This is a genomic window from Alcanivorax sp. S6407 (genome assembly GCF_023016115.1).
Classification (GTDB): Bacteria; Pseudomonadota; Gammaproteobacteria; order Pseudomonadales; family Alcanivoracaceae; genus Alcanivorax.
In genome coordinates this window covers 1-22863 of sequence record NZ_JALKBH010000005.1, presented here as the reverse complement: position 1 = coordinate 22863, position 22863 = coordinate 1, and the positions used below count along the sequence as shown (strand labels likewise).

Below are 22863 nucleotides of genomic sequence, written 5' to 3'. Positions count from 1 at the left end.
GACTATCGAGTGTATCAGTGATGGGGATTCGCCGCTTTGAAGACAAGGCCCCGCAATTGGGGGATCGGGTATTTGTAGACAGGGACGCCACCGTGCTCGGGGATGTCACCCTCGGGGACGATAGCTCCGTGTGGCCCAAGGCGGTGATCCGCGGCGACATGCATCATATCCGTATCGGCAAGCGGGTCAGCATCCAGGACAATGCGGTGTTGCACATCACCCATGACTCCACCTTCAACCCCGGCGGCTATGGCCTGACCATCGGCGACGACGTCACCATTGCACACCAGGCCATGCTGCATGGCTGCACCCTGGGCAGCCGGGTGATGGTGGGCATGCAGGCCATCATCATGGATGGCGTGGTGGTGGAAGACGAGGTCATCATAGCCGCCGGCTCCCTGGTGAGCCCGGGCAAGCGCCTGGAAAGCGGCCATCTTTACCGCGGCCAGCCGGCCAAACAGGCTCGACCGTTGACCGATGAAGAGCGGGAGTTCCTGAGTTATGTGGCCGGAAATTATGTGCGCTTGAAGGATCGTTATATGGCGGATGGGGAGCATACCTAGGAGTACCATGCCCCCTTTGCAGGGCCCCATGACAAACCAGGACGCGAGTTGCGAGTTGCGAGTTGCAAGTTGCGAAGATCAAAATCCAAAGTGGCTCTACCCTCTACCCTGCAGGATTTTGGTTTTCGAAACTCGCTTCTGGAATCCTTACCTCGCCAAGGCTCGGATCGCTTGCAGGCAAGCTCCTACGGGTTCTAACAAGGACATGTGCCAGCTGCATCTCAGTTGCACTCCGGTTCCTACAGCGGCTTCGTAGAAATGCAGAACCTCGGGAACTTTCCGGCCTTCCCTAATCCAATCAAGCGTAGCTTGTAGCTTGTAGCTTGTAGCTTGTAGCTTGTAGCTTGTAGCTTGTAGCTTGTAGCTTGTAGCTCGTAGCTATTTATATTTTCCACATGAACGACATGTTACCGAAGCTGAGCACGTCATCGTTATTGCGCAGCGGCGACTGGGAACCTTGCAGGGTCAGGGTGAAGGAAAAATTATCCAGATGCAGACCGCTGCCAACCACCAACCCAAAGATGCCGTCACGGGTTTCCAGGTCGTAGAGGTCGGTTTCTTCTTCCAGGTAGAAATACCCGATGTATTCCGCTGAAGCACCCAGGAAAATTTCCCACCCCGTACCATTGTGATCGAACAATCCGACCTGGGAGCTGGAAGTCCCGACCCCGGCATAATCCGGGGTGAAATTGTTGGGAAGATTTTTTCCGAAGCGAACAAAGCTGCTGATACCCGCCGTGCCAAGAAAGTTATTGGCATCCAGCATGGCGCTGTAACCCATATCAGTCTGTAAACCGTTAGCGTGATCATGGCGAAACAGCCGATTGGCAAAGACCGCTATCAACCCGCCAATCACATCCGGCCCCAGCTGGTTATCCCAACCTCTGGGCTCCTCTGAACCGGTAATCTTGTGAATGACTTTCTGACTTTGCTCGGCACCGGAATCCGGCCCGGTCACACCCACCCGAATGCCATAGCCGACCAGATGCTCGCGGTTCCAGCTGAACATGCCCAGCTCCAGGTTGCTGTAGCCCACGTAGGGCACATCAGCATAATCCGGTGCACTGCGGGTAATGTCTGAAGGGGTAACCATGGTCTGCTCCAGACCCACGGCAAGGGCATGTTTCTGGTCGTTAAGATGAACGCCCGGCAAGAAGGTGGTTGCCCGGGCCAGACCACAGGTCAGCCCCCTGTCGGAGCTATCGTCACAACCTTCATGGGCATTACCCACCCAGCTGAAACGCACCCCATTGGTATAACGACCGTCTTCTCCAACGAACAGATCATTATCCCAGGCAAAGCCGAGGGTGGAGGCGGAAGACACCGAACAAAGCCAGGCAAACAAGAAAAGCACTAAACACGCACGCATTGGACAATCCTGTAAAAAATCGGTTGTCCCCCGAAAACCAGCTACAAGCTACAAGCTACAACGCGAAATGATGCCTCGGTACCTGCAACGTTATCCCCGCGATCAACACGATGAGCGCGGGCTGAAAAGTTGCAGAACACAAACACTTTGCCCGTGTTGAAGCTTGTAGCTTGAAGCTAAAACCGCCAGCGCCGCTGCATCACCAGGAACGCAAAAGACGCCGACCAGGTAATCAATATCAGTCCATTGAGTGCTTCTACCCCGGCGATCAATCGCAGGGTTCCCATGGGGAACAGGTCACCCAGTCCCAATGAGGTATAACAGGCCGCGGAAAAATACAGGTGGTCGAGAAAACTGCCATCAACAGCGCCGCCGATGTTCATGGCGGTATCACTGTTATCGAGCATCAGATACACCCAGCCGTAGAGGGTGATCTCGACCATATGGGCGGCGAACATGGCGATCACCACGATCAGGATTTCGCCACGAAAACGCTGCTTCCAGCGTTTGAGAAATTCCGACAGTCCGTACAGTGTCCAGTAGTGAAGCGTCACCGTGACCAGCACCATGCCCAGACTCACCAGCGAGGCATAGATGACTTCGTACAGGACCGCGTCGTTTTCCATTCGTTATCTCAGCATGGCCATGACGGCAGCCGTCTCGGGGCGCCAGCCGCGCCAGATCTCGAACGCTTCTGCCGCCTGCTCAACCAGCATACCCAGCCCATCGGACACCGCCGCCGCGCCCTGCTGCTGCGCCCAGCGCATGAACGGCGTCGGCTCCTTGCCATACACCATGTCATAGGCCACCGCGCCCTCCGCCAGCAGACCGTCTGGCAATGCTGGCATCTCACCATGCAGGCCCGCAGAGATGGCATTGATCACCACATCGAACTGACCCGCCAGCCCCTCAAGGCCACTGCCCAGCACCGGTGAATTACTGCCATCCATAAAACGGCGCGCCAGTATCTGGGCTTTTTCTGCAGTGCGGTTGGCCACACGAACCAGGGTGGGCTTTTCTGCCAGCAGCGGGCCCATGACGCCGCGCACAGCACCGCCCGCACCCAGCACCAGCACCCGCTTGCCCTGGATCTGCCAGCCCAGGTTGTCACGGATGTCTTTCACCATCCCGGCGCCATCGGTGTTGTCACCGTTCAACTGTTCGCCTTCCCACCAGAGCGTATTCACCGCCCCGGCCTGATTGGCCCGCTCTGTGACGGCAGCGCAAAGTTCGAACGCTTGCTCCTTGAAGGGCACGGTCACGTTGGCCCCAAGACCGCCGTCGGCACGAAACGCTTCCAATGCACCGGAAAAATCTTCCAACGGCGCTTCGCGCTTTTCATACCGGACGTCATCGCCTTTCTGGCTGGCAAAGGCATGATGGATGTCCGGCGAACGGGAATGGGCTACCGGGTTACCGAACACACAATACAGCGAACTCATAGCCACTCCCGCTTGATCAAAAACTTGTCATAGAGTTCGCTTTCCGGGCTGCCCGGCTCCGGATGCCAGTCATAATCCCAACGCACCAGCGGCGGCAACGACATGAGAATGGATTCGGTGCGGCCACCGGACTGCAGGCCAAAAATGGTGCCGCGATCATAGACCAGATTGAATTCCACATAACGGCCACGACGATAGAGCTGGAACTGACGCTCGCGCTCGCCGTAGTCGTGATCCTTGCGACGCGCCATGATCGGGCGATACGCCTCGATATAGGCGTCACCGATGCTGCGCATCAATGCAAAGCTGGTATCGAAATCAAAACGGTTGAGATCATCGAAAAACAGACCGCCGACACCTCGGGGCTCATCACGGTGCTTGAGGTGGAAGTAGTCATCGCACCAGTGTTTGAACTCCGGGTAGATGTCTTCACCGAACGGTTCGCAGGCCGCCCTGGCAGTCTGGTGCCAACCCACCACGTCTTCTTCAAAACCATAGTAGGGCGTCAGATCGAAGCCACCACCAAACCACCACACCGGTTCTTCGCCTTCCTTCTCGGCCACGAAGAAACGCACATTGGCATGACTGGTGGGCACGTAGGGATTCTTCGGGTGAATCACCAGCGACACGCCCATGGCCTGGAAGCTGCGACCGGCCAGCTCCGGACGGGCTGCGGTAGCAGAAGGCGGCAGTTGCGCACCGAACACATGGGAGAAATTCACCCCGCCCTTTTCGATCACCGCGCCGTTTTCCAGCACCCGGCTGCGGCCACCGCCGCCCTGCTCGCGCTCCCAGCTGTCTTCTCGGAATTCAGCGCTGCCATCTTCGGCGGCCAGTTGCTCACAGATACGATCCTGCAGGCCCAGCAGGTAGTCTTTTACGGCCTGCAGTGAAACGTCTGACATGATTCTCTCCCCGGGGAATGCTTTCCCGCCCAAACCGCTGGCGGGCGTATGGTCAGGCGCGCAAGGTGCGCCCGCTTTCCAGATCGATAATGGTAGAGGGTTTGCTGGCCCGGTCACAGGCTCCGGTGACGATAAAGTCGAGCTGGTCACCGAGCTGGCGGGCGACCTGGAAAGGATTTCGCGCCGACGGCCGGCCGGACAGGTTGGCGCTGGTGGAAATGATCGGGTGGCCCACCCGACGGCACAGCTCCCGTGCCAGCGGATGATCCGGCACCCGGATGGCCACCTTGGGATGGCTGCCCCGCACCCAGGCAGGCACAGCGTCGGTGATCGGCACCAGATACGTAAGCGGTGCAGGCCAGCCGGCAGCCAACTGTTGTTGCTGGGCGTCGGTGAGCTGCACATAGGGCAGCAGCTGCTCAAGATCCGCGCCGATCAGGATCAAACCCTTGTCCACCGGGCGCTGCTTGATGGCCAGCAGTCGCATGACTGCGGCTTCATTAAAGGGATCGCAGCCCAGCCCGTAAACGGACTCGGTGGGATAAGCCACTACGCCCCCGGCCTGGATGATCTCTGCTGCGGATTGAAGATGCTGTTTCATGAAGGCTTGCCCGGCACCAAAACGCGCAACATACCCTGCCTTCTGGTGACCGACAAGAGTACGTCACTACCAGATCGGAGCCGCTACCCGACGGGCCAGTATCCGTACATGCCCGTCACCGTCAGTCTGTTGTTCGCACTCCACCCGGTCACCCTCGCCAAAGCGCAGTGGCGGAGCATCCTCCTCCACAGCAGTAATGCGGTACAGTTTTCCGCCCAGAGAGACCGCATCCACGGCAAACCAGCGGGACGGGTCCTCTCGGCAGGGCACCAGGATCTCAAACATGTCGACAGCCCTCCCCGACCAGGCCGGTTGGCAAGTCACACCTTCATGGTAGGCCCTTGAAGCACTGGTGTCAGACGTCAGGCGTCCATCACGACGCCCGTGAAGCATGCGAGCACTTCAGATAACCGCCGGCAACGCGCTCCACCCAACCTTCCATTTCCAGATCTGCCAGCTGCCCGGCCAGCTCATTCATGGGCAGGCCGGTGCGAGTCTGCAACATGTCGAGAGAATTGATACCACTGGTAAGGTGCTGCAGCAGGGCGGGTTTACCACCATCGCGGATCAGGTCGCAGCTCTCCAGCGCGCGCCGGAACTCTCCAAAGGCATTGAAGATATCCTCCATGGATTCCAGCCAGGTAGCGCCATCGCGGAGCAAGTGATGACAGCCCTTGCTGAGCGGGTTGTGGATACTGCCGGGAATGGCAAACACTTCCCGCCCCTGGGCCAGGGCGGTGCGAGCGGTGACCAGGGAACCGCTGCGAATGGCGGCCTCCACCACGATGGTACCCAGGCTCAATCCGCTGATCACCCGGTTACGCTGGGGAAACTGGGACGGCAGCGGCGGCGATCCGGGGGCAAACTCGGACACAATCGCCCCGCCCTGATCGGCGATCTGATTGGCCAGGGTGGCATTGCGCGGCGGGTAGAGCCGGTCCGGGCCACTGCCCAGTACCGCCACGGTACGGCCTGCGGCCAATGCACCACGGTGCGCCGCGGCATCCACCCCCAGCGCCAGACCACTAGTCACCACAAAACCGGATTCCGCCAGCTGCCGGGCAAAGCGGCGGCTGTTGTCCAGGCCGTCGGCGGAGGCATTGCGCGCGCCGACAATGGCGATGGACGGCGCATTCAACACCGCCACATCGCCGCGCACCGCCAGCACTCCGGGGGGATCATTGATCTGCGCCAGCAACTCCGGGTAGTCCCGGTCGCCGAGCGCGATCCAGCGCCAGCCCTGCTCGCGCAGTTGCTCGTAATGGGCGGTGAGATTGCCGGTGTTATCCAGCAGCCGGGCACGGTCTTTCAGTCCCGCCGGCAGCAGGGGCAAAAAATGTTCGACCGGGGCAGTATTGATCCGGTGGTGTTGCAGGGCACGGCCCAGGGCCGCTGATGAGGGAGAAAACAACGCCTGCAACAGCAGGCGTTTGAATTGTCCGTCCATCGCCCACCTCCTTGTGTGCGTTGACGGTGAATGGGGCGCCGCGGCGCCAGCGGTGAGCGCTACCGCATGTGCTTGATCAGTAGCTGCCCGCCGGGCTCTTGGCAATATCATTCATATAAATAGGCCGTGTGGACTCCATAATCAAGCCATAACTGACCTTGTCGAAGACCCGGAAGATCACCAGGGAACCGGTTTTCTCAGCCGGCAGGGCCACGTTGTCGCCCAGCTGGCGGTCACGGACCACCTCACCTTTGCCGAACAGATCCAGTACGTTGCCTTCCTTCAGGCCATCGCGGAGCCCCTTGTTCAGCACTACCACGTCGTTACGGGCCACGCTGTTGAGGCGGTCGAAGAAGCGAATTACCTGGGCTTCAATCTTGGTGTCCGGCGCGCTGGGGTACAGCACGGCGCGAACGCGACGATCTTCCGTGGAGAAGATGCGGTCGTCGATACGAACGTCTTCAGTGGAGTCGGTCAGGCGCAGGCTGACGATCTCGCCCTCATGGTTGGCCACCCGGCCCAGACCCACCTGGCGCGCCTCGTAGCCCAGCACTTCGTTGGTCTCAGGGTCTACATACTGCTCACCGGTACGGTAGACGCCGTAACCCTGCTCCAGCTCTTCCCACTTGGTACGATTGTCGCGCACGTAGACGGTATCGCCTTCACCAAACACCACGCGACGGTCACGACCACCGACGATATAGGGCGCTTCCTGAATTTCCTGACGGGTCACCACCAGGCCTTCCTTCAGGTAGGCAGCAATGGCGCTGGCGGGGATCATCGGGATCGCTTCATCGTTGGCGATTTCCCGTACCCGCGGGGTCAGCTTGACCACGCCATTGGACATGACGGTTTCTTCCACGCCCCGCTTCACGGTCAGACGCGGCTCACCATCAACATAGGAAAGACGAATTTCATCCCCCGGATAAATCAGGTGGGGGTTACCAATTTCTTCATTAACCTGCCAGATTTCCGGCCATTGCCAGGGCTCTTCCAGAAAACGGGCACTGATGTCCCACAGGGTGTCGCCATTCTTGACATAATACTTGCCGGGATGCCCATCTTTCAGCATCACTGCAGCGGAGGCCAGGCCTGTCACTGACAGCAGCAGCCCGACGGTAAAGGCGCGCTGGACCGATTTCATCATCATCGGATTCCTTTTATCATTATTGGACTCATCCCCTAAAGAGGCCGTGCGACGCCGAGGCAGACACGGTTTCTTTTGGATATTAGCAATGCGATCATATATTTAGCAACCGAATTTCGAGTGCTATCGCAACTTCTGAGAAGGTACATGGCCAAACTGGAAATACTGGAATTCCCTGACCCCCGGCTGAGAACCGTAGCAAAGCCGGTGGAAAAGGTGGATGACGAGCTTCGCAAACTGATCGACGACATGTTCGAAACCATGTACGACGCCCCCGGCATTGGCCTGGCAGCCACCCAGGTCAATGTGCACAAGCGGGTGATCGTCATGGACCTGTCCGAGGAGAAGAACGAACCCCAGGTGTTCATCAACCCGGAAATCACCCCTCTGACCCAGGAACTGGCCCCCTATGAAGAGGGCTGCCTGTCGGTGCCCGGGTTCTACGAAAAGGTGAAGCGCCCGGCGCGGGTGAAGATCAACGCCCTGGACCGGGACGGCAACGCCTTCGAGGTCGAGGCCGACGAACTGCTCGCCACCTGCATCCAGCACGAGATCGACCATCTGGAAGGCAAGCTGTTCGTGGACTACGTGTCCCGCCTCAAGCGCGACCGGATCAAGAAGAAGCTGGAGAAAGTGCACCGGCTGCAGGGGTAAAAGCAGCTGCAAGCTACAAGCCTCAAGCTGCAAGGCGCGCCCACCATCTTCATATTTTTCATGTATGGTGCCCGCGCCAAGGCCTTGTGCGCGGCTAGCACCGTTTCAGAACCCACATACCTTTTTCGCGTTGCAGCTTGTAGCTTGAAGCTTGCCGCTCACAACCCAGAGGCTGTTCATTGAAACCCTTACGTCTCGCCTTCGCCGGCACCCCGGATTTTGCTGCGGCCAGTTTGCAGGCCGTGCTCGACAGTGACCATGAGGTGGTGGCCGTGCTGACCCAGCCGGACCGGGCCGCTGGTCGTGGCAAGAAAGTGCAGATGAGCCCGGTGAAGCAGCTGGCTCAGGCCCATGACATCCCCGTGCTGCAGCCGGAGAACCTGAAAGGCGAGGAGATCCGCCAGCAATTGCGCGATCTGGACCTGGATGCGTTTGTGGTGGTGGCCTATGGCCTGATCATCCCCCAGGCGGTGCTGGATATCCCGCGGCTGGCCTGTCTTAACGTACACGGTTCACTGTTGCCGCGCTGGCGTGGTGCCGCGCCGATCCAGCGCGCCATCAGCATGGGCGATACCGAAACCGGCAACACCATCATGAAGATGGAAGCGGGCCTGGACACCGGGCCCATGCTGCTGTGGGAACCCCTGCCCATTGGTGAGGCAGAGACCGGCGGCGAACTTCACGACCGACTGGCTGCCCAAGGCGCCCGCCTGCTGGTCACCGTACTGGATGATCTGGAGCAGTATCTGGCCAACGCCACGGTGCAGCCGGAGGACGGCGTCACCTATGCTCACAAGCTGAGCAAGGCAGAAGGACGACTGGATTTCCGCCTGCCCACCCGCGCCCTCTACAACCGCATTCGCGCCTTCAACCCCTTCCCGGTAGCCTGGGTCCCCCTCAAGGGCCAGCCCATGCGCATCTGGCAGGCCAGCGAAAGCCCCCTGCCCGGCAAGGATGATGATGAGCCCGGCCAGATCCTCAAGGTGGACGACAGCGGCATCCAGGTGGCCACCGGCGACGGCATCCTGATCCTCGAAGCCCTGCAGTTACCCGGCAAGCGGCGCATGGCCGTGGCCGACCTGCTGCGCGGCAACCCGGATCTGTTCAAGGTGGGCGAGCCCCTCGGTGACGCACTGGACAGCAACAGTGGCGACGCCTGACCCGCGGCTGAGCGCGGTCCGTGTCCTCGACCGCGTGATCCCCGGCAAGGGCGACGGCGAAAGCCTGCGCGAAGTGCTGCGCGACTTTCCCCTGCAGGGCAGCGATGGCGGCCTGATGCGCGACATCAGCTTCGGCGTCTGCCGCCACCTGCGCCCACTCAACCACTGGCTCAACCAGCAGCTCTCCAAACCGCTCAAGGCCAGCGCCCAGCCGGTGCGGCTGGCGTTACTGGCCGGGCTTTATGAGCTGTGGTTCAGTGACCGCCCGGCCCACGCCATCGTCAATGCCTACCCGCAGCTGTGTCGCAAGATGAAAGCCCCCTGGGCCGCCGGGCTGAGCAATGCGGTACTGCGCAAGGCCAGCAAACTGAACGTAGAAGATGCTCTACAGGACGCCTCCCCCAACATTCAGTTGAGCCTGCCAGACTGGCTGTATAAAAGCTGGACCCGGGACTGGCCGGAACAGGCCGAAGCCATGGCCCGCGCCAACCTGCAGACCCCGCCTTTTACCCTGCGGGTGAACCGTCAGCAGCAACAGCGCGCCGGCGCCATCGCCGCCCTCGGCGAAGGTGCCCGCCCCGGCGAACTGTCACCGTGGAGCATCTACGTGAAGCCGGCCCGGCCCGTGTTTCAGCTGCCTGGTTTCGAGCAGGGCGCCCTGTCGGTCCAGGATGAAGCCGCGCAGCTGCCCGGCGAACTGCTGCAGGCACCACCGCAAGGGCGCATCCTTGATGCCTGCGCCGCCCCCGGCGGCAAGACCGGCCAGCTGCGGGAAAAATTTCCCGACGCCGATCTGGTCGCTCTGGAACTGGAACCGCGCCGGCTCACCCGCATTGAAGAAAATCTCGCCAGACTGGGCGCCACCGCCACCCTGCTGCAGGGGGACGCCAGCGCGCCTGACAGCTGGTGGGATGGCGAGCCCTTTGATGCCATCCTGCTGGATGCGCCCTGTTCCGCCACCGGTATCCTTCGTCGCCAGCCGGACGTGAAATGGCATCGAAAAGCGTCGGACATTCCTGCACTGGTTGATTTACAAGCGCGCATGCTGGATGCACTATGGCCGCTGCTCAAGCCCGGCGGCATGCTGGTGTATGCCACCTGTTCGGTACTGCGCGACGAAAATGATCACCAGATCAGCGCGTTTCTGCAGCGCCAGCCACAGGCACGGGATGTGACGCCACGCCCGGAACAGGCCACAATGGTCGATGCGGGATGGCAGTTGTTTCCGCAGCAAGACGGACCAGATGGCTTTTATCTGGCTTGCCTGCGCAAGGGGGCTCAGCACGACGCATGAAAATCATCATTCTCGGTGCCGGTCAGGTGGGGGGAACCCTGGCAGAAAACCTGGCCAACGAGCGTAACGACATCACCGTCATCGACACCGATGCGGAGCGTCTTCGCGAGCTGGGCGACCGACTCGATATCGGCACCGTGCGTGGCATGGGCTGTTATCCCAATGTGCTGAAAGAAGCCGGCGCCGAAGACGCCGACATGCTGATTGCGGTCACCAATTCTGACGAGGCCAACATGATCGCCTGTCAGGTGGCCTATTCCCTGTTCCGCACCCCCTCCAAGATTGCCCGTATCCGTACCGCCCACTACACCAGCCGTTCGGACAAGCTGTTCAATGAAGGCGCCCTGCCCATTGATGTGATCATAAGCCCGGAGCAGGTGGTCACCGACTATATTCGTCGCCTGATCGAGCACCCCGGTGCCCTGCAGGTAGTGAACTTTGCCGGTGGCCGGGTACAGCTGGTGGCGGTGCGCGCCTATTACGGCGGCCCGCTGGTGGGTAACGAGCTGCGCGAACTGCGCAAGCACATGCCCAACGTGGATACCCGGGTGGCTGCCATCTTCCGCCGCGGTCGCCCCATCATTCCGGAAGGCAACACGGTGATCGAAGCGGACGATGAAGTGTTCTTCATCGCCGCCAAGAACGACATCCGTGCCGTGATGAGTGAGCTGCGCCGCCTGGAGCACAACTACAAGCGCATCCTTATCGCCGGCGGCGGCAACATCGGATACCGCCTGGCCAAGACCATTCAGCACCGCTACAACGTGAAAGTGCTGGAACGCAGTCCGGGGCGCGCCGACTGGCTGGGTGAAAAACTGGCCCAGACCGTGGTGCTGCAGGGTCTGGCCACCGACCGTGACGAACTGCTGCGCGCCAACATCGAAAACACCGATGTGTTCTGTGCGCTCACCAATGATGACGAAGCCAACATCATGGCCTCGCTGCTGGCCAAGCGACTGGGCGCACGCAAGGTGATGACGCTGATCTCCAACCCGGCCTACGTGGATCTGGTCCAGGGCCACGACATCGACATCGCCATCTCGCCGCAGCAATCCACCATCGGCAGCCTGCTCAGCCATGTGCGGCGCGGTGATGTGGTGAACGTTTACTCCCTGCGCCGCGGTGCGGCTGAAGCCATCGAGGCGATTGCCCATGGCGATGCCAAATCCTCCAAGGTGGTCGGCCGCGCCATCGAAGATATCGACCTGCCTGAAGGCACTACCATCGGTGCCATCGTGCGTGGCGAAAAAGTGCTGATTGCCCACGATGATGTGGTCATCGAACCGGATGACCACGTAATCCTGTTCCTGATCGACAAACGCCGCACCCGGGACGTGGAAAAACTGTTCCAGGTAGGGTTTACGTTCTTCTGATGATGAGACGCCCGATGCCGGACGCCCGACGCCGGACAAGACACGCACACCTCACGCTTTCAGCGTCTGGCCTATGGTGTCCCGAACCCAGCCCCTTATCTGACAAGGAGGCTGCATGCATTTTGCGCTGATCTCGAAAATTCTTGGCCTGCTGCTGGTGGTGTTCAGTTTCACCATGATGCCACCGGTGGCGGTGTCTTACTGGTATCAGGAAGGCGGCGAAACCCCCTTCCTGATTTCCTTCGTGCTGACACTCGCCCTTGGCCTGGCTCTGTGGCTGCCATTCTTCCGCAACAAGGCAGAACTACAGACCCGCGACGGCTTTCTGGTGGTTACCCTGTTCTGGTCGGTGCTGGGGGTCATCGGCGCCCTGCCGCTGATCATCAGTGATGATGTGCCGGTGGGTTTCACCGATGCCGTGTTCGAATCCGTATCGGGGCTGACCACCACCGGCGCCACCGTGTTGTCCGGGCTGGATTTCATGCCCAAATCCATTCTTTACTACCGCCAGCAGCTACAGTGGCTGGGCGGCATGGGTGTAGTCGTACTGGCCGTTGCCATTCTTCCCATGCTCGGCATCGGGGGCATGCAGCTGTACAAGGCTGAAATCCCCGGCCCCATGAAGGACGCCAAACTCACCCCACGGATCGCCGAAACCGCCAAGGCCCTGTGGTACATCTACCTGTTCATTACTATCGCCTGTGCCACCCTGTTCTGGGCTGCCGGCATGAGCGTATTCGACGCGATCTGTCACAGTTTCAGCACCGTGGCCACCGGCGGCTTCTCCACCCACGATGCCTCCATGGCGTATTGGGACAATCCCTGGATCGACTGGACCGCCACCACCTTTATCCTCATCGGCGGCGTCAACTTTGCATTGCACTTCGCCATGTGGCGCGGCCGCTCACTGCTGGTATTTATCCGCGATCCTGAGTTCCGCTTCTTCATCACCCTGTTTTTGATTTACACCAGCATCATCACCGCAGGGTTGTTGTTCTTCCATTACGATTTCAACTTTGCCGACGCCCTGCGCCATTCTGCGTTCCAGGTCGCCTCGTTCAGTACTGGCACCGGTCTCACCAGTACCAATGCCGCCGGCTTCCCGGGATTCATTCCCTTCCTGCTGGTATTCACCAGTTTCATCGGTGGCTGTGCCGGCTCCACCGGTGGCGGCATGAAAGCCGTCCGTGCGGCCCTGGTATTTCACCACAGCATTCGCGAACTGCGCCGACTGATCTATCCCAACGGGGTGTTTGCCCTGCGCTTTGGCCGCCAGTCCATCCCCGACCGGGTATTGCAGGCGGTATGGGGTTTCGTTGGCGTCTATATCACCATCTCGGTAATCTTCACCCTGCTGTTCACCATGACCGGCATGGATCTCACCACCGCCGTCAGCGCGGTAGCCGCCAGCCTTAACAACCTGGGCGTCGGCATCGGCGATGTGGGAGCCGGTTTCGCTGATATCACCGACAGCGCCAAGTGGATGATGACCGTCCTCATGGTCGCCGGTCGCCTGGAAATCTTCACGTTGCTGGTGCTGTTCACGCCCATGTTCTGGCGACAATGAAAAGACAGTTAATAGTTAATAATTAACAGTGAATAGTTGCGCGGGGTTGGCCATGCCGGCGGGAAGGCCGTGCCCGCGCCAACGTGAAAACCCAAAACCTTTTTCTCAACTCCCACAAGGAAAAGTGATGTCATTTCTTTCCCAGTTGCTGATGCAACTGCCTTCGTTTTTGATCGCACTGACCGGTTTTGTGCTGGCCGGCATTTTCATGAAGCGAGCCAGTACTGCCGCCATTCTGGTTATCATCGCCAGCATTTTGACCTTGCTGCAAAGCACCCTGGCCATCTTCAACCACCTGGTGCTGCTCGAGATGATGATTGATGGACAGCTGAGTGACACCGCCTACAGCATTATCGTCAGCGGTGGCTTCACCTTGTTTTATGTGGCGATCAGCGCACTCATGCTGTGTGCGGCCTTTGCGGGACGAAACGCTCAAACCACATCCCGGGCACAACCGAATATTGCAGAAATCACAGCAAGCACCCACGCCAGCCTCAACCCCCACCGCGGCGGGCTGGTGCTGACGTTTGGCCTTCTTGGCCTGCTATTGTTTGCCCCGCTGGGGATTGCGGCCTGGGTCATGGGCAACAATGATCTTGCATCCATGCGTGAAGGCCACATGGACAAAAGCGGAGAAGGCATAACTCTCGCCGGCAAGATCCTCGGCATCCTGGCCACCACGTTGATGATCTTCGGCGCCATCGTCTTTTTCGCCGCTATGGCCGTTTTCGCCAGCAACTACCGCGGCTTCTAATCACAGGATAAACACGCATGTTGCCTGATGTGTGTTGTAGCCGCAGAGCGGCACAAAAAAAAGCCCCGGCAATGCCGGGGCTTTCATCTTTCGCTGTTAACTATTCACTGTTCACTGTTAACTGCCTTCAAGCGATATTATTCACCCGCTTGCTATCCCGGAACAGCTGATCCATCTCACCCTCATAGTAGGCTTCCACCCGCGGGTTCATGACTTTTCTCCACAGCGGCGGGAACAGGGCCAGGACATACATGCTGGCGTAACCACCGGGCAGCTGCGGGCTTTCTTCGTAGTGGCGCAGTACCTGATAACGACGCTTGGCGTAGGCGTGGTGGTCACTATGACGCTGCAACTGGAACAGGGCGATGTTGGTCAGCAGGTAGTTGGAGTTCCAGCTGTGTGCCGGGGTCACCCGCTCGTAACGGCCCTTGTCATTCACACGACGGTGCAGACCGTAGTGTTCGATGTAGTTGATGATTTCCAGTGCCAGGGCCGCGAAGAAGCTCTGCCCCAGGAAGAACACCACACCTTCCCAGCCCCACAGCGCCCCAAAGGCCACCGCAAACAGGGCGGAAATGCTGTACCACCAGATCAGCTCGTTGTAGATGCTGATGTTCTTCTTGCCCTTGCGCTCCAGGTACTGCTTTTCCAGCGCCCAGGCATTCTTGAAGTTGCGCACGAAGGCCTTCGGCAGGAAGTCATACAGGCTCTGGTTGTAGCGGCTGGAAGAGGCATCATCCGGCGTAGACACATGCACGTGGTGACCACGCACGTGCTCTACCTTGAAGCCCGCGTAGGTCACGGATGACAGCAGCAGGCCACCCATCCAGTTCTCGATCTTCGGATCCTTGTGGATCAGCTCATGGCCCAGGTTGATGGCGATGATGCCACCCACGGTACCGATGGAAACGATCCAGCCGATCTTGCCGAGCAGGCCATAGTCATTGGTCATGAAAATGTGGCCGGAATAGAACAACACCGCGATCCACACAAAGCCCATCAGGATGGTGAACACCCGGTAGATGGTTTCTTCGGTCAGTGTCGGTACCTGAACCGCTTCATCCGGGTTGGAGGGATCCTTGCCGATGATGTAGTCGGCCACCGGGATGATCCCGAAGATCACGAAATACAGGAACCAGGCCCAGTAATCCTGGGTACCGCTTTCCAGGCCCACATAGGCAGAGAACGGTACCAGCGGCACCATCGTTGCCCAGAACGCCAGGTAGCTCCATTTTTTTATTGTCAGCATCCGATCAGGATTCACATTCTCGAACATGGCCTTGTCCTCGCTTGTTCAAGCTCAAAGTAACAGTCAACGATGGCAACATTATCCTTGATCTCTTGAATTGTCAAACAACTCAAGAAATGAAATACTGCCCCCATGACGTCATAATGGCGCCGCCGATCCACAGGAAGTTGTCATGTCGTTGCAAGCTGTCAGTCTGAGCGAACAGATCGCCCGCCACCTGGGCGAACGCATCATCACCGGGGAGCTGGCCCCGGGGGCCAAACTGCCCGAAAGTGAGCTGGCCAAGGATCTTGATGTGAGTACCAACTCACTCCGGGAGGCTTTCAGGCTGCTGGAAAAGCAACATCTGATCGAGCTTCAGCCGCGCCGGGGCGCGCGGGTCTGTGAGGTCACCGAAACCCAGGTCAAGGACCTGTACGAGTTCCTGTTTCTGCTGCTGTCGCAACTGGCGGAGCGTGCTGCCGTGAGCTGGCAACCGGGGCAAATCGAAGATCTGGTGGCCATGCTGCCGCAGCTGGAGCAGCATTTTCATAACAACGACATGCCTGCCGCTCATCAGTTGGCCTTCCGTTTCGTGGAGATCGCCACCGCCCGCTTCTCCGCCAACCGCTACCTGGAAACCGACATCCAGAACCTGATCCCCCTGCTCAAGCGATATTCCTTTATCGCCCTGCAGGAAGACACCACAGAGTTCGATGTGTCGCTACAGATCTTCAAGCGCCTGCTGGTGAATATCGTCGGCCGCAAGCAACAGGACGCCGGTGCGGACATTCGCGAATACGGCGACAACCAGTGTCAGATTGTGTTGCGGGCGATTGCCAAACGGAACGCGGCTTAAAAGCAGTGAACAGTTAATAGTGAATAGTTAACAGCTGCGCGGGCTTGGCCATGCCAGTGGCAAGGCCTCCCCCGCGCCAACGATAACCCCCTCCCCTCTGCAATACCCCCCATAACTGACAACCCCGGTTTTGTGCGAAGCACTGTGGGAGCGTGCCTGCACGCGAAAGATTCTTTGTCCGCAGCGAAACCTTCCCTTGCAGGCAAGCTCCCACAGTGGCGCTGCTTGCAGTGGTGTGTCGTACCTCATATGGGGGATGCGCCATCACCGTTCGCTGCGCCAGACTCGTTACTGACAACATTAACTGGGGAACGACCAATGAAAGCTTCACGTCTTCTGATTGCCTCACTGCTGGCCGCCAGTCTGGCACCCGCTACCGCCCTGGCGGTGGGCCCGGGTTCTGGCAGCGACAGCAAATACAATGTTCGTATCGGCAACTGCAGCGCCAGCAGCGTTGAGGTTCGCTATCGTCTCGACAGCCTCATGGGCGAACCGGTGGTGGGTGGTTCCTGGCGCTGGAATGGGGACAGTAACTGCGATGCGCCCAGCAGCACCGTGATCTGGCTTAAAGTGCAGAGCGGATCCAGCTACGGCTATGTTCGCCTTGATCCTGCAGTACCCGATGCCAATCAGGGCTTTGGCTACAATGTCTCGGGCTCACCGGACTGGGATGAAGTGGTGTGTGGTTACAGCGGCACCCGCGCCAACGGGTGTATGGATCCGGGTTCCGCCAAGCAACTGTGGAAGAGCGGCCGGGTAACCGGGTTCGAGATTGCCTGGTAACAGGCGAAGGGGGGGGGCGCAGCGAATAATCTCCGCCCTACGGGGAGGAGCCCGCTGCGCTCAGTGCCAACCACGGCGTTTACCTCAGTGAACGCTGTGTCCTCTGTGGTAAAAGCCGCCTTTTAAAGCAACCGCGAACGCTGGCGATCGCCTTCATGGAAGGCTGCCAACAGTGACCAGCCGAGGAAGGCAGTGCAGGTGGTCAGGAAGTCGCGGATCAGGAATTGCACCTGCTCCACATCCACACGGGTATCGAAAGCGTCAAAGCCGCATTCCACCACCTCGGGGGCATCCTTGCTTTTACTGTCATCGCTGACCACGATCTGCAACGTGGCCCCGTCGGCATTCCATTCGCACAGCAGATAGCGAGAGTCATCGCGCACATTGCGATCGAGCAGGCTCACCGCTTTTTCCAGCGCCGCTTCCAGCCCTTCCTTGATGGCCATCTCATCGTCGCCGGGACAACGGATCGCATGCAGCGTCTGCCCATTGGCGCCGTCGTTGTGGGGCTGTTGTGTCCAGTTCTGCGTCATGATCTTTGCGTTTCCCTTTACCGTGTTCAGAGCCCGGCCAGGCGTGCCCGCGCCGCGTGCAGTTTCTTGTAGCTGTCGATCAGGCGCAGATGCTTGTCCAGCCCTTCCAGCTGCATGTTGGTGGGCGTGAGCCCCGGGAAGCGCACGGTACCTTCCACCGCCCCCACCACCTGCGCCATGGTGTCCTCGCCAAACATGCGATTCAGGTTATAGCGAAAGTCTTCCAGCTCCAGGTCTTCGTCCAGGGCAATTTCCAGCACCGCGTTCATGGCCCGGTAGAACAGCCCGCGCTCCACGGTGTTGTCGTTGTACTGCAGGAACATGTCCACCAGTTCGCCAGCCTCTTCCAGGCGACCCAGCGCCAGCAACACCAGCAGCTTCAGCTCCAGCACGGTGAGCTGGCCCCACACCGTATTCTCGTCAAACTCGATGCCGATCAGGGTGATGATGTCGGTGTAATTGTCGATCTGGCTGTCTTCCAGCCGCGCCACCAGGGCACTCAGCTCATCATCGCTGAGCCGATGCAGGTTGAGGATATCCTCGCGATAATCCAGTGCCTTGTTGGTGTTGTCCCAGATCAGATCCTCAACCGGGTACACCTCGGAAAAGTCCGGTACCAGAATCCGGCAGGCCGGCGCACCGAGCTGATCGTGCACCGCCACGTACACTTCCTTTTCCTGCTCTTCGAGAATACCGAACAGCTTCTCCGCTTCTTCCTCGGTGGTGCCGGAGAAATCCCAGTCCACAAACTCATAGTCCGCGGCCGAGCTGAAGAAGCGCCAGGAAATCACCCCGGTGGAATCGATGAAGTGCTCCACGAAGTTATTCGGCTCGGACACTTCCATGCTGTTGAAGGTGGGCGGCGGCACATCATTCAGGCCCTCGAAGCTGCGCCCCTGCAGCAACTCGGTAAGACTCCGCTCCAGCGCCACATGGAAACTGGGATGCGCGCCAAAGGACGCAAACACACCGCCGGTGCGAGGGTTCATCAGGGTCACGCACATCACCGGAAACTCCCCGCCCAGGGAGGCATCCTTCACCAGCACCGGGAAGCCCTGGGCCTCCAGCGCCTTGATGCCTTCCACGATACCGGGGTAGCGGGCCAGCACATCCTCCGGCACATCCGGCAGTACGATTTCCTGCTCGATGATGTATTTCTTCACCGCCCGCTCGAAGATCTCCGACAGGCACTGCACCTCGGCTTCTGCCAGGGTATTACCGGCGCTCATGCCGTTACTGAGGAACAGGTTCTCGATCAGATTGGAGGGGAAGTACACCGTCTCGCCATCGGACTTGCGCACGAACGGCAGCGAACAGATGCCGCGGTCGGCCCGGCCAGAGTTGGTATCGATCAGATTGGAGGCGCCCAGCTCGCCATCCGGGTTGTAGATGGCGCGGGTGTGCTCGTCTAGGATTTCCTCCGGCAGCGCATCGTTGGGGCCGGGCTTGAACCACTTTTCATTGGGGTAGTGGACAAACTCGCTGTTGGCGATCTCTTCCCCGAAGTACTGGTCGTTGTAGAAGAAGTTGCAGCTCAGGCGTTCAATGAACTCCCCCAGCGCGGAACACAGGGCGCTTTCCTTGGTGGCGCCCTTGCCGTTGGTGAAACACATGGGCGAGGCCGCATCGCGGATATGCAGGGACCACACATGAGGGACGATATTGCGCCAGGAGGACACCTCGATCTTCATGCCCAGGTCCTCCAGGATCCCGGTCATGGTGGCGATGGTTTCCTCAAGAGGCCGATCCTTACCCTCGATCAGGGTGCGGCTGGCGTCGTCCGGGTTCACCGTCAGCAGCGCCTGGGCATCCTCGTCTAGGCTCTCCACCGCATTGATCTGGAAGTCCGGCCCGGTCTGCACCACCTTCTTCACGGTACAGCGGTCTATGGCGCGCAGGATACCGGTGCGGTCCTTGTCGGAGAGATCCTCCGGCAGCTCCACATTGATGCGGAAAATCTGGTTATAGCGGTTTTCCGGGTCGACGATATTGTTCTGCGACAGGCGAATATTGTCGGTGGGGATATCCCGGGTGTTGCAGTACACCTTCACGAAATAGGCCGCGCACAGGGCTGACGACGCCAGAAAGTAATCGAACGGGCCGGGCGCCGAACCATCACCCTTGTAGCGGATGGGCTGATCCGCGATCACCGTGAAGTCGTCGAATTTGGCTTCCAGACGTAGGTTGTCGAGAAAATTGACCTTGATTTCCATGGGGGCACTGCCGGGTTGGAGAGTGGATGTATCAGGCCGGCATTATCCCTGTTTTGGGGCGCGACGTCTGCCTGGCATCCGCTGCCCCTGCCCGTACCCGGCAATCCCCGCTGATCCTGTATAGGGGCCACGTGCTTAAAGTTTACCCAAAAACAGGGTTTCCACCCTATAATTGCCGCCAATATCAAAACGACATCTTTTGGGGGAAATCATGAAAACAATCAACCAGCGTCTTGCCGCTCTGGCACTGCTCAGCGTATCCGGGCTGACCATGGCAGACCAGGTAATCGAAGACGACCTGATCGTCAAAGGCGTGTCTGGCGATCTGACCAAACCCGGTAGCGCCTGTATCGGCGCAGATTGTATCGACGGCGAGGAATTCGGTTTCGACACCCTGCTGCTGAAAAGCGAGTCCCCTCAGATCTTTTTTAACGACACCAGCACTTCCAACCCGTTTCCCCAAACAGACTGGCGTGTTGGCGTAACAGATGGCGAATCTTCCCTTCCGGCGGCCTTCTTTATTCTGAATGCCAGCAGCGGCATGTATAACCTGCAGATCAGTCCGCAGGGAGACGTGGCTCTGGGAGCGGGTGCCACAACAGAGGAAAATGCGGTTTCCGTAGGAAGCGCAGGGGCGGGTCGCCGTATTACCCATGTAGCTGAGGGCGTCGAAGATACCGATGCGGTTACCCTTGGCCAATTCAACACCTATGCAGCCTCTGTGGACACCACCGATATCGATGCAGAAATTCAACTTCTGCAGGATCGCATTGATGATCTTGCTGCGCGCCTCAGCACACTGTCTGAAGCAGAATAAGGCGGGTGACTATCATGAAAAAATTGCTCTTCGTGATCGGGCTGCTGCCCGCCTTCGCCCTCGCTGATCAAGTCATTGAAGACGCCTTGATTGTGTCCGGCAATACCTGCCTTGGTCAGGACTGCAACCTGAACCAAAACTTTGCTTACGCTCCGCTCGAGCTTAAAGAGAACAACCTGAGAATCAGGCTCACGGATATTGGCTCTCCCACTCAGGATGTCTCTGTCATCGGCCCGGACTACACCATTCCTGCCTCACTCGGGGACAGCTGGAGCATTGTGGCCAATGATTCCTCCAGCGGCGGCGACGGTTATCTTTCCATTGAACAACATCAGGACCCTTCACTACGCCTGAGTGATGGCACCGCTACCGACTACACCTGCGTCCATAAAGACTTCGGCTACCCAGTAATGGGCGAGGCCGCCAAGGATTATATGACCGTCACTGTCGAGGACACCCCCATTCCTGAGGGTGCCCCCTGGGAAGACCAATGGTGTGCCACTCGCTCAGAAACCGTTGTTCGCAACGGCATTCGCTTTACTGTTGGCAGCACCACAACCAACGGTGGCGTAAGCATCGGCTTCGACAGTGAGAATGCAGAAGGCACTGTCAGCGTCGGCAATGACAGCAAACTGCGTCGTCTCGCCAACCTGGCAGACGCATTGAGTGATGTAGACGTGCTGACCGTGGCACAGATGGATGTGTATGCCGAGCAGAAAGCCGCCCTTGCCGCACTGGATGCCAAACTCGACAACATCGAGCGAGCCATCAGCGCTATCGAAAACCCGCGCTCCAGCGGCGGCAGCCTCCCTGCCACCCTGCTAACGACACTTGCTGGTCTGTTGCTTTTCCGCCGCCGGCGTTAACCCCCCCCCCGCTGGAGCCCTCTGCAATCTTCAGGGCAGGCCTGCAGGCGATCTCAAAACATCGCCTGCAGGCAGGCTCCTTGTATCTCTCCACGAGTGCTGATTAGCTACCAGCACTCACGGGTCGGGCTGAAGCCTGGCAGGCTCCTGAGGACATAGATCCTGTGCTGTAGATCTGGCTCCGACCCACATTCTCTTAAATCTGAACGGTATCCGGGCTCTCCCCACCGCGGGATGAAGCCGCATAAGCAAGGGAAGACACGAGAGATGCAGTTTGTTGGAATCGATGTTAGCAAGAAGAAACTCGACACACTTTGGCTTCGCCAAACCCAACCCCAGAAGGTCAAAACACGGGTTTTCCAAAATACCCGTGGCCAAGAGCAGACTGTTGTTCAATGGCTGCTCAAACAGACCGGGGCCAAGCCCTCCGAGATTCATGTGGTCCTGGAGGCCACCAGTGTTTACCACGAGAACCTGACCTATGCCCTCCATGAAGCGGGCATGCAGGTCTATGTCGCCAACCCGGCACGCACCCGAGACTTCGCCAAGAGCGAAGGGTTCTTGAGCAAGACAGACAAACTCGATTCGCTAGGTCTGGCTCTGTATGCGAAAGAGAAGCATGAGCGGCTTCATCTGTGGCAGCCAGAAGCCCCTGAAGTCAGACAGTTACGCGCCCTTGGTGCTCGACTGGATGCCCTGGAGAAAGACCAGCAGCGGGAAGAAAACCGGCTTGAGAAAGCCCAATTCAACCAGTCCAGTGAACGAGTTATCGCCTCTATCAAGGATATGATCTCAGCGCTGAAGGAAGAGATACGCAAGCTGAAGCAGGATATCGATGATCACATCGATGGCCATCCTCAACTCCAGAACGATCGAGCTTTACTGGATAGTATCAAGGGCATAGGTGATGTGATGTCCAGGGAGCTGCTGTCGTTGATACACAGCCGGCAGTTCCGATCGGCCAAGCAGTGCGCCGCCTTCGTGGGATTAACCCCGATGCACAACGAATCAGGCGACTCGAGGAAGCCGGCAAAGATCCGCAAAGGTGGGAGATCCTCAATCCGCGGGAAACTCTACATGGCGGCCGTTACAGCCTGTACTCACAACCCGGACATCCGGGCACTGAGACAGAGAATGGAGGCCAAAGGGAAATCAAGGATGGCCATCGTAGTGGCTGCCATGAGAAAGCTGGTGCAGATTGCCTACGGGGTAATCAAACACCAGAAGGAATATACCCCGCAAGTCGCCTAGAGAAGGCTTGCAGGGTATGGAGAGAGACGGTATCTAC

Annotated in this window: 23 protein-coding genes; 12 read left to right on the top strand and 11 right to left on the bottom strand. The window is 58.9% G+C overall.

What is annotated here, in order from left to right; genetic code table 11:
- The first annotated feature begins 20 nt into the window (after positions 1-20).
- On the top strand, positions 21-563 hold the full coding sequence (locus tag MWU49_RS12675; protein ID WP_246973396.1) for a gamma carbonic anhydrase family protein: 543 nt from the start codon (positions 21-23) through the stop codon (positions 561-563).
- 382 nt (positions 564-945) lie between these two features.
- Here the strand turns inward: MWU49_RS12675 and MWU49_RS12670 are convergent, their stop codons facing one another.
- The 8 genes from MWU49_RS12670 to MWU49_RS12635 form a co-directional block, all read right to left on the bottom strand.
- Positions 946-1932 (bottom strand): lipid A deacylase LpxR family protein, encoded by a 987-nt coding sequence (locus MWU49_RS12670; protein WP_246972963.1) that lies wholly within the window; start codon positions 1930-1932, stop codon positions 946-948.
- A 176-nt stretch (positions 1933-2108) separates the two neighbouring features.
- Complete coding sequence (locus MWU49_RS12665; RefSeq protein ID WP_246972961.1) at positions 2109-2558, bottom strand: ion channel; 450 nt, start codon at positions 2556-2558, stop codon at positions 2109-2111.
- 3 nt (positions 2559-2561) lie between these two features.
- Complete coding sequence (aroE, locus tag MWU49_RS12660; protein ID WP_246972959.1) at positions 2562-3374, bottom strand: shikimate dehydrogenase; 813 nt, start codon at positions 3372-3374, stop codon at positions 2562-2564.
- A complete protein-coding gene (gene hemF, locus MWU49_RS12655) occupies positions 3371-4279 on the bottom strand; it encodes an oxygen-dependent coproporphyrinogen oxidase (RefSeq protein ID WP_246972957.1) in 909 nt (302 codons plus the stop codon). The genes aroE and hemF overlap by 4 nt, the downstream gene beginning before the upstream one ends.
- Before the next feature lie 52 nt (positions 4280-4331).
- Positions 4332-4880: an L-threonylcarbamoyladenylate synthase gene (locus MWU49_RS12650; protein ID WP_246972956.1), complete on the bottom strand. Its 549-nt coding sequence runs from the start codon at positions 4878-4880 to the stop codon at positions 4332-4334.
- A 66-nt stretch (positions 4881-4946) separates the two neighbouring features.
- Positions 4947-5165 (bottom strand): hypothetical protein, encoded by a 219-nt coding sequence (locus MWU49_RS12645; RefSeq protein WP_246972955.1) that lies wholly within the window; start codon positions 5163-5165, stop codon positions 4947-4949.
- Positions 5166-5253: 88 nt separating this feature from the next.
- Positions 5254-6327, bottom strand: a complete 1074-nt coding sequence (gene dprA / locus MWU49_RS12640; protein ID WP_246972954.1) for a DNA-processing protein DprA — start codon at positions 6325-6327, stop codon at positions 5254-5256.
- A 76-nt stretch (positions 6328-6403) separates the two neighbouring features.
- Positions 6404-7474: a LysM domain-containing protein gene (locus MWU49_RS12635; RefSeq protein ID WP_246972953.1), complete on the bottom strand. Its 1071-nt coding sequence runs from the start codon at positions 7472-7474 to the stop codon at positions 6404-6406.
- Between the two features lie 147 nt (positions 7475-7621).
- Here MWU49_RS12635 and def point away from each other — a divergent pair, with 147 nt between their 5' ends.
- The 6 genes from def (at position 7622) to MWU49_RS12605 (ending at position 14276) form a co-directional block, all read left to right on the top strand.
- Positions 7622-8128, top strand: a complete 507-nt coding sequence (gene def, locus MWU49_RS12630) for a peptide deformylase (RefSeq protein WP_246972951.1) — start codon at positions 7622-7624, stop codon at positions 8126-8128.
- A gap of 179 nt (positions 8129-8307) precedes the next feature.
- Positions 8308-9288 carry a methionyl-tRNA formyltransferase gene (fmt, locus tag MWU49_RS12625; RefSeq protein WP_246972950.1) on the top strand — a complete coding sequence of 327 codons (981 nt, stop codon included), beginning with the start codon at positions 8308-8310 and terminating at the stop codon, positions 9286-9288.
- Complete coding sequence (gene rsmB, locus MWU49_RS12620; protein WP_246972949.1) at positions 9275-10582, top strand: 16S rRNA (cytosine(967)-C(5))-methyltransferase RsmB; 1308 nt, start codon at positions 9275-9277, stop codon at positions 10580-10582. Before fmt ends, rsmB begins: the two co-directional genes overlap by 14 nt.
- Positions 10579-11955 (top strand): Trk system potassium transporter TrkA, encoded by a 1377-nt coding sequence (gene trkA / locus MWU49_RS12615; protein ID WP_246972948.1) that lies wholly within the window; start codon positions 10579-10581, stop codon positions 11953-11955. Before rsmB ends, trkA begins: the two co-directional genes overlap by 4 nt.
- Before the next feature lie 115 nt (positions 11956-12070).
- Positions 12071-13522, top strand: coding sequence for a TrkH family potassium uptake protein (locus tag MWU49_RS12610; RefSeq protein WP_246972946.1), 1452 nt, complete (start codon positions 12071-12073; stop codon positions 13520-13522).
- 127 nt (positions 13523-13649) lie between these two features.
- Positions 13650-14276 (top strand): hypothetical protein, encoded by a 627-nt coding sequence (locus MWU49_RS12605; RefSeq protein WP_246972944.1) that lies wholly within the window; start codon positions 13650-13652, stop codon positions 14274-14276.
- A gap of 127 nt (positions 14277-14403) precedes the next feature.
- On the opposite strand, the gene MWU49_RS12600 is transcribed toward MWU49_RS12605, so the two are convergent.
- Positions 14404-15552 (bottom strand): alkane 1-monooxygenase, encoded by a 1149-nt coding sequence (locus MWU49_RS12600; RefSeq protein ID WP_246972942.1) that lies wholly within the window; start codon positions 15550-15552, stop codon positions 14404-14406.
- A 145-nt stretch (positions 15553-15697) separates the two neighbouring features.
- Between MWU49_RS12600 and MWU49_RS12595 the strand changes: the two genes are divergently transcribed.
- On the top strand, positions 15698-16363 hold the full coding sequence (locus MWU49_RS12595) for a GntR family transcriptional regulator (protein ID WP_246972939.1): 666 nt from the start codon (positions 15698-15700) through the stop codon (positions 16361-16363).
- Positions 16364-16681: 318 nt separating this feature from the next.
- On the top strand, positions 16682-17146 hold the full coding sequence (locus tag MWU49_RS12590; RefSeq protein WP_246972937.1) for a hypothetical protein: 465 nt from the start codon (positions 16682-16684) through the stop codon (positions 17144-17146).
- A gap of 122 nt (positions 17147-17268) precedes the next feature.
- On the opposite strand, the gene MWU49_RS12585 is transcribed toward MWU49_RS12590, so the two are convergent.
- Complete coding sequence (locus tag MWU49_RS12585; protein WP_246972935.1) at positions 17269-17679, bottom strand: hypothetical protein; 411 nt, start codon at positions 17677-17679, stop codon at positions 17269-17271.
- Positions 17680-17705: 26 nt separating this feature from the next.
- A complete protein-coding gene (locus MWU49_RS12580; protein ID WP_246972933.1) occupies positions 17706-19892 on the bottom strand; it encodes an OsmC domain/YcaO domain-containing protein in 2187 nt (728 codons plus the stop codon).
- Positions 19893-20103: 211 nt separating this feature from the next.
- Here MWU49_RS12580 and MWU49_RS12575 point away from each other — a divergent pair, with 211 nt between their 5' ends.
- From MWU49_RS12575 to MWU49_RS12565, 3 genes are all read left to right on the top strand, one after another.
- Entirely contained in the window at positions 20104-20709 is a 606-nt protein-coding gene (locus tag MWU49_RS12575; RefSeq protein ID WP_246973403.1) for a hypothetical protein, read from the top strand.
- Positions 20710-20723: 14 nt separating this feature from the next.
- Positions 20724-21575: a hypothetical protein gene (locus MWU49_RS12570; RefSeq protein ID WP_246972930.1), complete on the top strand. Its 852-nt coding sequence runs from the start codon at positions 20724-20726 to the stop codon at positions 21573-21575.
- A 267-nt stretch (positions 21576-21842) separates the two neighbouring features.
- Complete coding sequence (locus MWU49_RS12565) at positions 21843-22826, top strand: IS110 family transposase (protein WP_246972928.1); 984 nt, start codon at positions 21843-21845, stop codon at positions 22824-22826.
- Positions 22827-22863 lie beyond the last annotated feature (37 nt).

Bases quoted from the DNA above. Each gene is read 5' to 3' on its own strand.
- MWU49_RS12675 (WP_246973396.1), top strand. From the start codon at position 21: ATGGGGATTCGCCGCTTTGAAGACAAGGCCCCGCAATTGGGGGATCGG.
- MWU49_RS12670 (WP_246972963.1), bottom strand. From the start codon at position 1,932: ATGCGTGCGTGTTTAGTGCTTTTCTTGTTTGCCTGGCTTTGTTCGGTG.
- MWU49_RS12665 (WP_246972961.1), bottom strand. From the start codon at position 2,558: ATGGAAAACGACGCGGTCCTGTACGAAGTCATCTATGCCTCGCTGGTG.
- aroE (WP_246972959.1), bottom strand. From the start codon at position 3,374: ATGAGTTCGCTGTATTGTGTGTTCGGTAACCCGGTAGCCCATTCCCGT.
- hemF (WP_246972957.1), bottom strand. From the start codon at position 4,279: ATGTCAGACGTTTCACTGCAGGCCGTAAAAGACTACCTGCTGGGCCTG.
- MWU49_RS12650 (WP_246972956.1), bottom strand. From the start codon at position 4,880: ATGAAACAGCATCTTCAATCCGCAGCAGAGATCATCCAGGCCGGGGGC.
- MWU49_RS12645 (WP_246972955.1), bottom strand. From the start codon at position 5,165: ATGTTTGAGATCCTGGTGCCCTGCCGAGAGGACCCGTCCCGCTGGTTT.
- dprA (WP_246972954.1), bottom strand. From the start codon at position 6,327: ATGGACGGACAATTCAAACGCCTGCTGTTGCAGGCGTTGTTTTCTCCC.
- MWU49_RS12635 (WP_246972953.1), bottom strand. From the start codon at position 7,474: ATGATGAAATCGGTCCAGCGCGCCTTTACCGTCGGGCTGCTGCTGTCA.
- def (WP_246972951.1), top strand. From the start codon at position 7,622: ATGGCCAAACTGGAAATACTGGAATTCCCTGACCCCCGGCTGAGAACC.
- trkA (WP_246972948.1), top strand. From the start codon at position 10,579: ATGAAAATCATCATTCTCGGTGCCGGTCAGGTGGGGGGAACCCTGGCA.
- MWU49_RS12610 (WP_246972946.1), top strand. From the start codon at position 12,071: ATGCATTTTGCGCTGATCTCGAAAATTCTTGGCCTGCTGCTGGTGGTG.
- MWU49_RS12605 (WP_246972944.1), top strand. From the start codon at position 13,650: ATGTCATTTCTTTCCCAGTTGCTGATGCAACTGCCTTCGTTTTTGATC.
- MWU49_RS12600 (WP_246972942.1), bottom strand. From the start codon at position 15,552: ATGTTCGAGAATGTGAATCCTGATCGGATGCTGACAATAAAAAAATGG.
- MWU49_RS12595 (WP_246972939.1), top strand. From the start codon at position 15,698: ATGTCGTTGCAAGCTGTCAGTCTGAGCGAACAGATCGCCCGCCACCTG.
- MWU49_RS12590 (WP_246972937.1), top strand. From the start codon at position 16,682: ATGAAAGCTTCACGTCTTCTGATTGCCTCACTGCTGGCCGCCAGTCTG.
- MWU49_RS12585 (WP_246972935.1), bottom strand. From the start codon at position 17,679: ATGACGCAGAACTGGACACAACAGCCCCACAACGACGGCGCCAATGGG.
- MWU49_RS12580 (WP_246972933.1), bottom strand. From the start codon at position 19,892: ATGGAAATCAAGGTCAATTTTCTCGACAACCTACGTCTGGAAGCCAAA.
- MWU49_RS12575 (WP_246973403.1), top strand. From the start codon at position 20,104: ATGAAAACAATCAACCAGCGTCTTGCCGCTCTGGCACTGCTCAGCGTA.
- MWU49_RS12570 (WP_246972930.1), top strand. From the start codon at position 20,724: ATGAAAAAATTGCTCTTCGTGATCGGGCTGCTGCCCGCCTTCGCCCTC.
- MWU49_RS12565 (WP_246972928.1), top strand. From the start codon at position 21,843: ATGCAGTTTGTTGGAATCGATGTTAGCAAGAAGAAACTCGACACACTT.